Origin of the sequence: Streptomyces sp. NPDC051180 (assembly GCF_040689545.1) — a bacterium.
GTDB lineage: Bacteria > Actinomycetota > Actinomycetes > Streptomycetales > Streptomycetaceae > Streptomyces.
In genome coordinates this window covers 1-12,244 of sequence record NZ_JBFBBC010000014.1, presented here as the reverse complement: position 1 = coordinate 12,244, position 12,244 = coordinate 1, and the positions used below count along the sequence as shown (strand labels likewise).

Here is a 12,244-nt window from a genome sequence, read left to right as displayed (position 1 = left end):
GGCTTCCCTCTGATCAGTAGTCCATTAGAGGATTTGATCGCCCAGTTGGGGCACCCGAGAGGAAGGGCATGCCCGTGCCGAGTTTTGACACCCGCGTTCCCGCCGTCCTGGTGCGGCTCGACCGGAATCCCTTCCATCACGGAACCCTGGGCGCCGCGCGCTCGCTGGGGCGAGCGGGAATTCCGGTGCACGCCGTCGTCGAATCGAGCACCAGTCCGGTGGCCCGCTCCCGATATCTGCGATCGGCCCGGGAGCGCCCCGAGCACGACTCGGGCGCCGGACTGGCGGCCTTCCTGACCGATGTCGCGGACGAGATCACCGACGACCCGTCACATCGGGTGCTGCCCGTGCCGCTGGACGACGTGAGCGCCCTCGCGCTGGCCCGGCACCGGGCGGCGCTCGCCCCTCGCTTCCTGCTGCCCGAGCAGTCGGAGGAGCAGCTCCTGAAGGTGGCCGACAAGGCGGCGCTCGCCGAGACCTGCGCGGCCCTCGGGCTGCCCCATCCCCGTACCGAACTCCCCACCGAGGAGGACGAGGCCGCCGCGATGGCATGGGCCCTGGGGTTACCGGTGATCGCCAAGTGGAGCCGGCCGTGGCTGCTGCCGTCCGGCGTCGGTCTGCGCAGCACCTCGATCGTGCGGTCCCTCGCGGAGGTCAGGGAGCTGTACGCGCGCGCCCCGGAGGCCGGGAGCCGGCTGCTGCTCCAGGAGATGCTGCCGGCGGGCCGCGACCTCGACTGGTTCTTCCACGGGTACGTGGACTCCGCCGGCGGCTGCGCGACGGGGGCGACCGGACGCAAGGAGCGCTCCTGGCCGGACGGGGCGGGGCTCACCGCCGTGGGCCGCTGGACCGTGAACCCGGACGTGGACCGGGCGGCCCGCGCGCTGTTCGAGGCGCTGGACTACCGGGGCGTGTGCGACCTGGACTTCCGGCTCGACCCGGCGACCGGCGCGTACCACCTGCTCGACGTCAACCCCCGGCCCGGCGCCCAGTTCCGGCTCTTCGCCGACCCGGCGGGCCTGGACGTGGTGCGGGCGCTGCACCTGGACCTCACCGGGCGCCGGGTGCCGCCGCACTCCCCCGTGTACGGCCGCCGGTTCCTGGTCGAGAACTACGCGGCGCTCTCCCTCCTGGCCTCGCCGCGCCGGAGGTACGCGGCCGAGCCGGGGGCCGCGCGGCAGCGGACGGAGTACGCCTGGTGCGCGGCCGACGACCCGCGACCCGCGCTCGCGATGGGGCGCGCCTGGCTCGGGCACCTGCTGCGCCGGGCGCTTTCGGTGCTCCGCGGGAGGTTCGCGGCGTGGCGCGCGCGCCCGGCGACCGCGGCCACCGCGCCGGCGGCCCGCTCCTCCTCTTCCTCCTCCTCCCACCAGCTCACCCCACGATGAAGGCGGACCGCACGATGCCGAAGGCGATGTACGACCTGGTGGTCGTCGGGGCCGGACCGTACGGCCTGTCCGTGGCCGCGCACGCGGCGGCCCGCGGTCTGCGCCTGGGCGTCTTCGGCCGCCCGATGGAGTCCTGGCACGCCATGCCCCCGGGCATGTTCCTGAAGTCGGAGCCCTGGGCCTCCCACCTCTCCGACCCCGAGGGCGCCTGGGGACTCGACGCGTACGCCGCGATCCGGGGCGTCCGCGCCGTCCACGGCGTGCCGCTGCCCGTCGGCTTCTTCGCCGCGTACGGGGACTGGTTCGCCCGGCAGGCCGTGCCGGTGGTCGACGAGCGGCTGATCGCGTCGGTGGAGCCCGGCACCGGGGGGTTCGAGCTGCGGACGGAGGACGGGGAGCGGGTCCGCGCCCGGACGGTGGCGCTCGCCGTCGGCGTCCTGCCGTTCCTGGAGATCCCCGGGCCGCTGCGCGGACTCCCCCGCCGGTACGTCACCCACTCGGGCCACCACGGCGACCTCGACGGCCTCGCGGGCCGGGACGTCACCGTCGTCGGGGCCGGCCAGGCCGCCCTGGAGACGGCCGCGCTCCTCACCGAGTGCGGCGCGGCCGTCCGGATCGTCGCCCGCGCGGACCGGCTGCACTGGAACACGCCGCCCCCGGCCCTCGACCGCGGCCTGCCGGCGGCGCTGCGCGCCCCGCACACGGGGCTCGGCTGCGGCTGGCGGAACAAGCTCTACGCCGACGCCCCCGGTCTCTTCCGGCGTCTCCCGGCCGCCACCCGTGAGCGGATCTTCGACTCGGCGCTCGGCCCGGCGGGCGCCTGGTGGCTGCGCGAGCGGTTCGCCGCGGTCCGGGACGTCCGTCTGGGGCAGCGGATCACCTCGGCCGCGGTGACCGGGGACGAACGGCTGCGGATCGAGGTGGCCGGGCGGGACGGGACGACGGCCCTGGAGACCGACCACGTCATCGCGGCCACCGGCTTCGCGCCGTCCCTGGACCGCGCCGAGGTACTGGCCCCCGCACTGCGCGGCGCGCTGCGCAGGGTCGGCGCGGGCGGCGCGCCGGAGGTCGGCGGCCACTTCGAGTCCTCGTGGCCCGGCCTCTTCCTCACGGGGCTGCTCACCGCCCCGTCGTACGGCCCGTCGATGCGGTTCGTCCTCGGCGCGGACTACACGGCGGGACGGCTGGTGAAGGGGGTGGGGCGGCGGCTGCGGGCGGCCGGACCGGGCCGGACGGCGGGGCGGCCCCGGACCGGCGGCAGGGCGCCGGTCTCGGCATGAGGCGGGGCCGGGACTCAGGCGTTGATGCAGGTGTTGCCGAAGGCCGGGTTCAGCGCGGCGATGACGTTCACGCTGTTGCCGCAGACGTTGATCGGCACGTGGATCGGGATCTGCACGACGTTGCCGGACAGGACGCCCGGCGAACCGATCGCCGCGCCCGTCGCGTCCGCGTCCGCGAAGGCCGGCGAAGCGACACCCATGGCCATGACGATTCCGGCGATGACGGCCGCAGCCTTCTTACAGTTCATCTCGTCTGGATCCTTTCCTCGGCGGAATGCATTTCCGCAGCACAGAACACAACGAACCCGCCTCGAAAAGGAAACCGAAACAGCGGAGAAGGTGCCGCTTTCACCCCATTGCCCGCACACGAAGGGGCCGGAGAGGACGTCCTCGTCCTCTCCGGCCCCTTCGTGCGCGATACGGATCAGCCGTTGTAGGCGCCGTTCCCGGAGAGCACCGGGATGTCCTCGACGATGTGCGAGAGCGGCTCGTCACCCTTGGCCTGGGTGGAGTTCTCGGCGCACTGCTGGTTCTGCGGGGAGGACAGGACGTTGATGTCCTGGACCGCGACCGGGACGAGGACGCCGACGACCGAGCCGACGTTGCCCTTGACCGGGGCGCCGAGGCAGAGCTTGTTCAGCGAGCCCTGGACGGCGGAGAACTGCGGGCTCATGTCACCGGTGGTCTTCGAGTTGCCGAAGGACTGGTGCGCGCCGTTGCCGCTCAGCGAGGTCGTGCCGCCGTCGTCGGCGATGGCGAGCGCCGGGGAGGCCGCCGCAGCAGAAGCGCCGACAACAGAGGCCGTAACAGCCGCAGCCGCCATAATCTTCTTGATCACGGTGATTCCGTTCCTGTTCCCACCAATCGACCTGATTGATGCGACGGGATCAACTGCGTGCGGTGGCTGAGGTTCCGGCTCTTCACCCGTTCGACTGGAGCCCCGTTTCGCGCTGCCGCGTGCGCTCCGCCAAGGGGGTGACACAGCGGAACCCTTGCGTCCGAGGCCAGTTGATCAGGCCGCTCCCTGCACGGAGCCGGTTCTAGAAGGGAACTCCCGTGATCAAGAAGGTTATGGCCACTGCGGCCGCAGCCGTCTCCATCGTCGGCGCCACCGCCGCCGTCGCGTCCCCCGCGCTCGCCATCGCCAACGACGGCGGCACCACGTCGCTCTCGGGCAACGGCGCGCACCAGGAGTACGGAAACTCCGCCACCTACGGCAACATGAGCCCCCAGTTCGCGCTGGTCCAGGGCTCGCTGAACAAGCCGTGCATCGGCCTGCCGGCCAAGGTCAACGCCGGTTCGCTGATCGGTGCCATCCCGATCGCGGTCCAGGACGTCAACGTCCTGTCCTCCCCGCAGAACCAGCAGTGCACCGAGAACTCCACCCAGGCCAAGGGTGACGAGGCCCTCTCGCACATCCTGGACGACATCCCGGTCCTGTCGGGCAACGGCGTCGGCAACAACTGACGTTCCGCCTCCGCGCGACGACGTCCGCACGTCAGGGGCCGCCCTCCGGGGCGGCCCCTTTCGTGCTGCTACCAGGTCGGCCAGACCGGGGTGGCCATCAGTCGCTCCCACTCGCGGTCCGGCATGCCCGGCACCGCGCGCCCCGCCTGCACCCACTGGGTCACCAGTGCCGAATACACCGGAAAGGGAGTGCGGTCGGGAGGGGGAGGCTCGCTCACATATCGGCTCTTCGGAATGAAGGCCATCCGTTCCCATTTCCCGGGGCCCGGCGCCATCTTCGCTCCTTCCGCTGCGATTCCCGCATCATTCCACAGGCGCCGCAGGAGAGTGATTCGACCTGTTCATGTCGCGTCGCGTACCTGTGTGCGAGGTGGCTCGAAATAACGTGCGGACATGAAATTCCCGCGTTCCCGGCGGCTCCGCCGCGCACTGCTCGCGTCGGCCGCCTTCACCGCCCTCGCCGCCCTCGCCCCCGGCGCGCTCGCCGTCGCCCCGTCCGGTCTTCCCTCCCCCCAGCAGGGGCTCAACCTCCTGGTGGTGGGCGTCGACAGCCGCAAGGGCGTGACGGAGGAGGAGAAGGAACGTTTCAGGCTCGGTGGGCGCGAGTGCGACTGCACCGACGTGATGATGCTGGTGCACGTCTCGGCGGAGAACGACCGGATCAGCGTCGTCGGCCTGCCGCGCGACTCCCTCACCTCCTTCCCCGACGAACACCAGGACCGGCGCACCGGGAAGGTGCACGCGGCCCACCCCGCGAAGATCAACAACGCCTGGGCCGAGGGCGGCCCCGCCTTCGTGCAGGAGACCGTCGAGTCGATGACCGGGCTGCCGGTCCACCGCTACCTGGAGATCGACTTCCGGCGGTTCATGGACACCGTCGACCGGCTCGACGGCGGCGTCGCCGTCTGCACGGCGGAGCCGCTGAAGGACCCGGTCACCGGCATCGACCTCCAGCCCGGCACCAAGCGGGTCGGCGGCGGGGAGGCGCTCCAGTACGTGCGCTCGCGGCGGGCCGACGGGCAGATGGACTTCGGGCGGATCCGCAAGCAGCAGCGGTTCGTGGTGAACACCCTGGGCCGGCTCCGCGCCGGCGTCCTGGACGACCCCGCGGCGCTGCGGGCGTTCGCCTCGACCCTGCGCGGGACGGCCGCGGCCGAGCGGGGGATCTCCGCGGCGGAGCTGCTGGCGCTCGCCGCCCGGCTGAAGGACCTGCCCCTGGACCGCACGGAGTTCGCGACCGTCCCCGTCCGCGGCTTCAACCCGAGCGTCGCCGGTGTCGGCTCCACCGTCGCCTGGGACGAGGCGGGCGCGGCCGAGGTCTTCCGGCGGCTGCGCGAGGACCGGCCGCTGCCGGAGGCCGGGGCGGTGGCGGCGAGCGGGATCCCGGCGGCCACGTACCGACCGACGCCGGGAGCTTCGCTCATCTGCCCGTAGGCCGTCCGGTGGACTACCCGGAACCTCCGGACCCCCGGCCAGTTGATCAGCACGGCTCGGCACTCAGCGGGCCAGGATCCGAAAGGCCAGAACAATGAAGAAGCTCTTGGCGACGGCTGCTGTGGCCGCGTCCGTTCTCGGCGCGACGGCGGCGGGTGCCGGTCAGGCGCTCGCCATCGCGGACGACGGCGGCACCACCTCGCTGTCGGGCAACGGCGCCCACCAGGAGTTCGGCAACTCCTCCACGCACGGCGACATGAGCCCGCAGTTCGCGCTCGTCCAGGGCTCGCTGAACAAGCCGTGTGTCGGCCTCCCGGCCAAGGTCAACGCCGGTTCGCTGGTCGGCCTCGTCCCGATCGCGGTCCAGGACATCAACGTCCTGTCCTCCCCGCAGAACCAGCAGTGCACCGAGAACTCCACCCAGGCCAAGGGTGACGAGCCGCTCTCGCACATCCTCAGCGACATCCCCGTGCTGTCCGGCAACGGCGCCGGCAACAGCTGAGCAACGCCGCTCGGCAACGGTGCGGCCCCGCCGCCCCTCCTCGGAGGGGTGGCGGGGCCGTCCCCGTTCCGCGCCGGGTTCCGGCCTCAGAGCGCGCGGCGCAGGGCGGCCGCGTCGGTGACGGGGGCGTCGCACGTGAAGTGACGGCAGACGTACGCGGCGGGTCCCCCGGCGACCAGCGGACGGTCCTTCAGGAGCGGGAACTCCTCGCTGTCGGGGGCGCCGGCGGCGAGGACGGCGCCGGGGGCGGTGGCGAGGAGCGCGGTGCGGCGCAGCTCCTCGAACGCCCCGTCCCCGGGGGTGCCGACGACGGCGATCTCCCGGGGCCCGTCGAGGAGGGCCTCGGCGGTGGCGAGACCCCAGCCGATGAAGCGGGGCGCGCGCGGGCCGAGGGCCTTGACGACGCCGAGCGCCCCTTCGGCGGCGGCGCGGTGGGCCTCGGAACCGGTCTGGGCGGCGTACGTCAGCAGGGCTCCGGCGGCCGCGGTCCAGCCCGAGGGGGCCGCGTTGTCGGTGGGGTCCTGGGGGCGGCGGATCAGCTGTTCGGCGTCGTGGGCGGTGTCGTACAGGGCACCGCCCTCGCTGGTGAAGCGGGCCAGGACGAGGTCGAGGAGGAAGCCGGCGAACTCGAGCCAGGCGCCCTCGCCCGTGACGGCGGCGAGGGCGAGGAACCCCTCGGCGACGTCGGCGTAGTCCTCCAGCACCCCCGCGTTGGCGCCGGCCCGGCCGTCCTTGGAGGTGCGGGTGAGCCGGGCCTGCTCGTCCATGTGGACGCGGACCAGCAGGTCGGCGGCCTCGGTGGCGCGCTCGACGAGGTCGGGGCGGTCGAAGAGGGCGCCGGCCTCGGCGAGGGCGGCGATCGCGAGGCCGTTCCAGGCGGCGACGACCTTGTCGTCGCGGCCGGGGCGGGCGCGCTCCTCGCGGGCGGCGAGGAGGCGGGCGGCGATCGAGGCGACGCGCTCGGCGTCGGCGACCCCCGCGTCCTGCGGGAGCTGGAGGACGGAGCTGCCGTGTTCGAAGGTGCCGTCCTCGGTGACGCCGTAGTGGGCGGCGGCGAGGGCGGCGTCCTCCGCGCCGAGGACCTCGGCGAGCTGCCCGGGGGTCCACACGTAGTACGCGCCTTCGACGTGCCGGCCGGTGCCGTCGTCGCTGTCCGCGTCGAGCGCCGAGGCGAAACCGCCCTCGGGGGTGCGGAGTTCGCGGACGAGGAAGTCGGCCGTCTCCAGGGCGACGCGGCGGGCCAGGTCGCTTCCGGTCGCCTTCCAGAGGTGCGCGTACACCCGGCAGAGCAGGGCGTTGTCGTACAGCATCTTCTCGAAGTGGGGGACGACCCAGGCGCGGTCGACGGCGTAGCGGGCGAAGCCGCCGCCGAGCTGGTCGTAGATGCCGCCGCGGGCCATCGCCTCGCAGGTGTCGGCGGCCATCTGGAGGGCGCCCTCGGAGCCCGTGCGGGCGTGGTGGCGGAGCAGGAACTCCAGGACCATGGACGGCGGGAACTTGGGGGCGCCGCCGAAGCCGCCGCGGGTGGCGTCGTACTCGCGGGTGAGGCCGAGGAGGGCCTGGGCGAGCTCCTCCTCGCCGGGGACGCCGTCGCCGCCGTAGGCCAGGGAGCGGCCCGCGAGGTCCTTGACGATCCGCTCCGCGACCTCGCCGACCTCCTCGCGGCGGCCGGACCAGGCGTCCCGGACGCCCTCCAGGACCTCGGGGAAGGAGGGCATGCCGTGGCGGGGCTCCGGCGGGAAGTACGTGCCGAAGTAGAAGGGGGCGGCGTCCGGGGTGAGGAAGACGGTCATCGGCCAGCCGCCCTGGCCGGTGGCGGCCTGGACGGCCTCCATGTACACGGCGTCGACGTCGGGGCGTTCCTCGCGGTCGACCTTGACGGCGACGAAGTGCTCGTTGACCAGGGCCGCGGTGGCGTCGTCCTCGAAGGACTCGTGCGCCATGACGTGACACCAGTGGCAGGAGCTGTACCCGACGCTGAGCAGGACGGGGACGTCGCGGCGACGGGCTTCCTCGAACGCCTCGGCCGACCACGGCCACCAGTCGACGGGGTTGTCGGCGTGCTGCAGGAGGTACGGGGAGGTCTCATGGGCCAGTCGGTTCGGCATGGGCCCATCCTGCCGCAGCCGTCTCCCCGTTTCTCCGCTCCCTCGCGCCGACGCGCGCCGCGCAGCACACTGGGCCCCGGACGGATCGGGGCCGGGTTCGCCGGCGCGCGCGGAGGGGGACGCAGATGCGGGAGAGTCATCGGGCCGTGGCGGAGCAGCTGTTGGAGCGGATCGTGGCGGAGGAGACCGGTGGCTCCGCGGGCCGGTCGCTGCCCGCGGCCGAGGTGCTGCTCGCACGGGGCCGGGCCGCGCTGGAGTCGATGACGGCGGGCGCGGAGGAGGAGTACGCGGCCTTCCTCGGTGCTCTGGAGGGCTGGGAGTCGGGGGCGGGGAGCGGGCGGACGGGGTGGGCGGAGCGTCTCACCGGGCCCGGGGCGGCCGGTCCGGCGCTCGTCGCCGGGGTCGCGGCGGTGGCGGCCGTCGGCGCGGACCTGGCGCTGGGCACGGCGACGGGGACGGCGTTCGGGGCGGGCGCGGTGGTGGCCGTGGCGGGCGCGGCGGCGACGGTGCTGCGGGTGACGGCGGGGCCGTCGCAGGCCGCCGACCGGCCGCCCGCGGCCGTCGACGGTCTGCGGCAGTCCTGGCTGTCGGCGCTGGAGGAGCGGGGGGTGCGGCCCTTCCTGGAGGGGCAGCGGGCGCCCGGCCCCGCGGGGGGCGCCGCGGAGCCGCCGCGGCAGGTGTGGGGCGAGCGGCTGCGGGGTGCCGACCGGAGCGCGGCGGCACGGCAGCGTACCGCCATGGAGCGGTCGTTCCGTCATCTGCCGGACCCGGGAGGGGAGTTCGCGGGGCGGCGGGAGGAACTGGCACGGATCACCCGGTGGGTCCAGGCGGGGCGGGCCTCGGCGGCGACCCGGCCGACGGTGGTGCTGCTGCACGGCGAGCCGGGGTCGGGGCGGACGGCGCTCGCGGTGCGCGCGGCGCACGCGCTGCGGGACCAGTTCCGCGGAGCCTGCGTGGTGGACCTGAGGGGTGCCGCGAGCGGGGAGCGGCCGGTGTCCACCCGGGAGGCGCTGCTGCACCTGCTGAACCGGCTGGGTGCCCCGCGCGACCGGCTGCTCTTCCGGGAGGGTGCGACGGCGGAGCAACAGGAGCTTCGGCTCTCGGAGTTGTACCAGCGGCAGCTGACCGGGGTGCCGGTGGTGGTGATCCTGGACGACGCGGTGGACGCGGCCCAGGTGCGGGCGCTGCTGCCGGAGCGTTCGGAGAGCCTGGTCCTGGTGACCTGCCGGGAGCCGCTGGACCTGGGCGCGGACCTGCCGGCCGAGGTGCACGCCCTGCCGGTGGCGGCGCTGGACGCGGCCGGGGCGGAGGAGCTGCTGCGGGCGGCGGCCCAGGTGCCCGATCCCGGTCCGTACGACGCCGCCGCCTCGGAGCGGATCCGCGAGCTGTGCGGCGGCCTTCCGCTGGCGCTGCGGGCGGCGGGCTCGCTGCTGGGGCGGCGGCCCATGGACGAGGTGGCCGAGTCGCTCGGGGGCGCCGGCCGGGACGAGGACCCCGTCGGGCGCGCGCTGTCCGTGCGGTACGAGGTCGGCCTCGGCGACGACGCCCGGCGGCTGCTGCGGAGGCTCGCGCTGGCCGGGCGGGCCTCGCTGGGCGCGGCGGCGGCCGCGGCGCTGCTCGGCGGGAAGGGCGCCGAGGGGGCGCGGCTGCTGCGGGAGCTGGCGGGCGCGGGGCTGATCGACCATGTGCGCGGGGAGCGGTACCGGCTCCACGACGCCGTGCGGGGCTTCGCCGCGGTCCGGCTGCACGAGGAGGAGGACGCCGCGGAGATCGCGGCGGCGCAGGGGCGGCTGATCCTGAACTACGCGGAGCTCGCGGACGCGGTGATCCGGATGGTCGACGGGAAGATGTCGACCCGCGCGAACCGCTTCGACGGGCACGGCTTCGGCTCGCTGGAGGCGGCGCTGAGCTGGTTCGACGAGGAGACCAGCTTCATCACGGCGGCGCTGCGGCACGCGGACGGCGTCGACCAGCGGACGGTCCTCGACCTGCTCGGCGCGCTGTGCGACTACTGCCTGCTGCGCGGTGACCTCTACCGGCTCGGCGAGATCAACGAGCTGACGGAGGCCATCGGGCAGGGGCAGCTGTCGCGGTCGGTGCAGTGGCGGACCGGTATCGCGGCCCGGCAGCTCGGCGAGCTCGACAAGGCGCGGACGACGCTGACCTCGGTCGTCTCGTCCTATCAGGAGGCCCGCCAGGATCCGGGGGCGGCGCTGGCGCTGTGCTCGCTCGGCATCACCCTGCACCACCAGGGACGGCTGGGGGAAGCGGCGGCCCGGCTGCGGGAGGCGCTCGCGCTCCAGGAGCCGGAGGCACTCGCCGCCGACCGGGCGTGGACGCTGCACGCGCTGGCCGCGGTGGAGCGGGACCGCGGGGACCTGGCGGAGGCGGCGGCGCTGCTGGACCGGTCGCTCGCGCTGCACCGGGAGCACGAGTCGCTGCACGGCGAGGCGTGGGCCCACCTCCACCGGGGCCAGCTGCTGCTGCTGCGGGGCGCCGTGCCGGATGCCGAGCGCGAGCTGCGGGGCGCGCTGGAGGACTACGGGCGCATCCACGACGGGCGCGGGGAGGCATGGGCGCTGACCCAGCTCGCCCGGACGCGGCTCGCCGCCGGGGACGCGGAGCCGGCGGTGGAGGGGCTCCGCGGCGCGCTGGCCCGCCACCGCGAGCAGGAGGACGCGCGCGGCGAGGCGTGGACGCTCTACCACCTGGGGCACGCCCTGGAGGAGCGCGGCGACCGCGACGAGGCGGTGCGGGAGCTGGGCCGGGCCCGGACGATGTTCTCCCGGATGCGGGACCTGTACGGCCTGGCCAGCGCGCGGCACCACTCGGGCCGGGTCACCCGGGACCAGCTCGCGGCCCGCACCGGGGGGCTGCGGAACTCCGGTTTCGCCCGGCAGCTGCTGGTGGACGCGCGGGCGGACTTCCACCGGATCGGGGTGGCCCACGGGGAGGGCTGGACCTGCCTGGAGCTCGCGATCATCGACGCGGGCAACGGGCGCGTGCCGCAGGCGCTGGGTCTGTGCGACGAGGCGCGGGAGCTGTTCGCGTCCTACGGCGACCGCCGGGGCGGCGACTGGGCCCGCTTCCTGCGCTGCACGCTGCTCCCCCACGCGGCTCCGGGCGCGCCGGAGCCGGGGACGGTGTCGGCGCGCGAGGAGCTCGCCGTACTGGCGGCGGACCGGCATCCGGCGCGCGATCCGCGGCTCGACGACTGCGTCGAGGCGTACGCGGTGGTCCTGGACCGCGGGGTGCCCGCGTCGGCGCCCTGGCAGGGCTGGGACCTGGGCATGGTGCCGCACCGGCACGCCCGGGAGGTGCTGGGGGTGCCGGAGGCGTAGGGGGTGTCCGGAGAGTGGCGCCGTCTGCCCGCAGGGCAGGGCTCGCGGCGTCTGGTGCGTGCGAGCGCAAGGCGCCGGGGTGCCCTCGTAGCGGAGCTACTTGGGCATTCCGGCAACGCGGCGATCGTGCGTGCCAGGCGTCGCGGGCCAGGCGGGACTTTCCGGACACCCCCTAAAGGGTGTTGCAGAAGGTCGGGCTTGGGCAGGCTGATGTGGTCTCTGGCCTGGTGTTTCACCGTGCCATGGCGAGGTTGTGCATGGCGGCGACGGCCTGGACGGCGTGGTGGAGGCCGTCGCCTCGTTGGCGGCAGTCGCGCAGGATCTTCCAGTTCTTCATCCGGGCGAAGGAGTGCTCGACGCGGGCTCGGACGCGTCGGTGTTCGGCGTTGTCCTCCTCCTGGCCACGCAGGAGCGGGCGACCGGGTCTCTTGCGGTGCGGGACGATCAGGCCGGTGCCGAGGTAGGCGCCGTCCGCGATCACGGTCGTGCTCGCCGCCAGGGCGGGCAGGTCCGACTCACGCCAGACATGCGCGTCGGCCTTGTTGCCTGGCGCCGGCCGGGCCGCCGCGATCACCAGGCGTGTGTCTGCGTCGATGATGACCTGCACGTTCGCCGAAAACCGGTAGTTACGGGACGAAGCGCCGATCTTTCGGTCGCGGACCGGGATCAGGGTGCCGTCGACGATCCACAACCGTTCGGTATCCGCCACCGGCCGCGGAGCCCG

10 protein-coding genes are annotated in these 12,244 nt (G+C 74.4%); 6 read left to right on the top strand and 4 right to left on the bottom strand.

Annotated elements, in window-relative coordinates; translation table 11 throughout:
- Positions 1-68: 68 nt before the first annotated feature.
- Both AB0424_RS23655 and AB0424_RS23650 read left to right on the top strand, forming a co-directional pair.
- The gene (locus AB0424_RS23655) at positions 69-1,388 is read left to right on the top strand and encodes an ATP-grasp domain-containing protein (RefSeq protein WP_366308503.1); all 1,320 of its coding nucleotides are present in this window, start codon (positions 69-71) and stop codon (positions 1,386-1,388) included.
- Between the two features lie 26 nt (positions 1,389-1,414).
- Positions 1,415-2,668, top strand: coding sequence for an FAD-dependent oxidoreductase (locus tag AB0424_RS23650; protein WP_366308651.1), 1,254 nt, complete (start codon positions 1,415-1,417; stop codon positions 2,666-2,668).
- Positions 2,669-2,682: 14 nt separating this feature from the next.
- On the opposite strand, the gene AB0424_RS23645 is transcribed toward AB0424_RS23650, so the two are convergent.
- Both AB0424_RS23645 and AB0424_RS23640 read right to left on the bottom strand, forming a co-directional pair.
- Complete coding sequence (locus AB0424_RS23645; RefSeq protein WP_366308502.1) at positions 2,683-2,916, bottom strand: chaplin; 234 nt, start codon at positions 2,914-2,916, stop codon at positions 2,683-2,685.
- A gap of 176 nt (positions 2,917-3,092) precedes the next feature.
- The gene (locus tag AB0424_RS23640) at positions 3,093-3,506 is read right to left on the bottom strand and encodes a rodlin (RefSeq protein ID WP_366308501.1); all 414 of its coding nucleotides are present in this window, start codon (positions 3,504-3,506) and stop codon (positions 3,093-3,095) included.
- Positions 3,507-3,724: 218 nt separating this feature from the next.
- On the opposite strand from AB0424_RS23640, the gene AB0424_RS23635 reads away from it, so the two are divergent.
- The 3 genes from AB0424_RS23635 to AB0424_RS23625 all read left to right on the top strand — a co-directional run bounded on the left by AB0424_RS23635 (position 3,725) and on the right by AB0424_RS23625 (position 6,071).
- Positions 3,725-4,135, top strand: coding sequence for a rodlin (locus AB0424_RS23635; protein WP_366308500.1), 411 nt, complete (start codon positions 3,725-3,727; stop codon positions 4,133-4,135).
- A 393-nt stretch (positions 4,136-4,528) separates the two neighbouring features.
- Entirely contained in the window at positions 4,529-5,569 is a 1,041-nt protein-coding gene (locus AB0424_RS23630) for an LCP family protein (RefSeq protein WP_366308499.1), read from the top strand.
- Between the two features lie 94 nt (positions 5,570-5,663).
- The gene (locus AB0424_RS23625; RefSeq protein ID WP_366308498.1) at positions 5,664-6,071 is read left to right on the top strand and encodes a rodlin; all 408 of its coding nucleotides are present in this window, start codon (positions 5,664-5,666) and stop codon (positions 6,069-6,071) included.
- 86 nt (positions 6,072-6,157) lie between these two features.
- On the opposite strand, the gene AB0424_RS23620 is transcribed toward AB0424_RS23625, so the two are convergent.
- Positions 6,158-8,179 (bottom strand): thioredoxin domain-containing protein, encoded by a 2,022-nt coding sequence (locus AB0424_RS23620; RefSeq protein WP_366308496.1) that lies wholly within the window; start codon positions 8,177-8,179, stop codon positions 6,158-6,160.
- Between the two features lie 125 nt (positions 8,180-8,304).
- On the opposite strand from AB0424_RS23620, the gene AB0424_RS23615 reads away from it, so the two are divergent.
- Positions 8,305-11,520, top strand: a complete 3,216-nt coding sequence (locus tag AB0424_RS23615) for a tetratricopeptide repeat protein (protein WP_366308494.1) — start codon at positions 8,305-8,307, stop codon at positions 11,518-11,520.
- 232 nt (positions 11,521-11,752) lie between these two features.
- Here the strand turns inward: AB0424_RS23615 and AB0424_RS23610 are convergent.
- On the bottom strand, positions 11,753-12,244 hold a 492-nt coding region (locus AB0424_RS23610), incomplete at its 5' end, for a transposase (RefSeq protein WP_366308492.1).

Coding starts and splice junctions, on each gene's coding strand:
- AB0424_RS23650 (WP_366308651.1), top strand. CDS start 1,415: ATGTACGACCTGGTGGTCGTCGGGGCCGGACCGTACGGCCTGTCCGTG.
- AB0424_RS23625 (WP_366308498.1), top strand. CDS start 5,664: ATGAAGAAGCTCTTGGCGACGGCTGCTGTGGCCGCGTCCGTTCTCGGC.
- AB0424_RS23645 (WP_366308502.1), bottom strand. CDS start 2,916: ATGAACTGTAAGAAGGCTGCGGCCGTCATCGCCGGAATCGTCATGGCC.
- AB0424_RS23620 (WP_366308496.1), bottom strand. CDS start 8,179: ATGCCGAACCGACTGGCCCATGAGACCTCCCCGTACCTCCTGCAGCAC.
- AB0424_RS23655 (WP_366308503.1), top strand. CDS start 69: ATGCCCGTGCCGAGTTTTGACACCCGCGTTCCCGCCGTCCTGGTGCGG.
- AB0424_RS23630 (WP_366308499.1), top strand. CDS start 4,529: ATGAAATTCCCGCGTTCCCGGCGGCTCCGCCGCGCACTGCTCGCGTCG.
- AB0424_RS23615 (WP_366308494.1), top strand. CDS start 8,305: ATGCGGGAGAGTCATCGGGCCGTGGCGGAGCAGCTGTTGGAGCGGATC.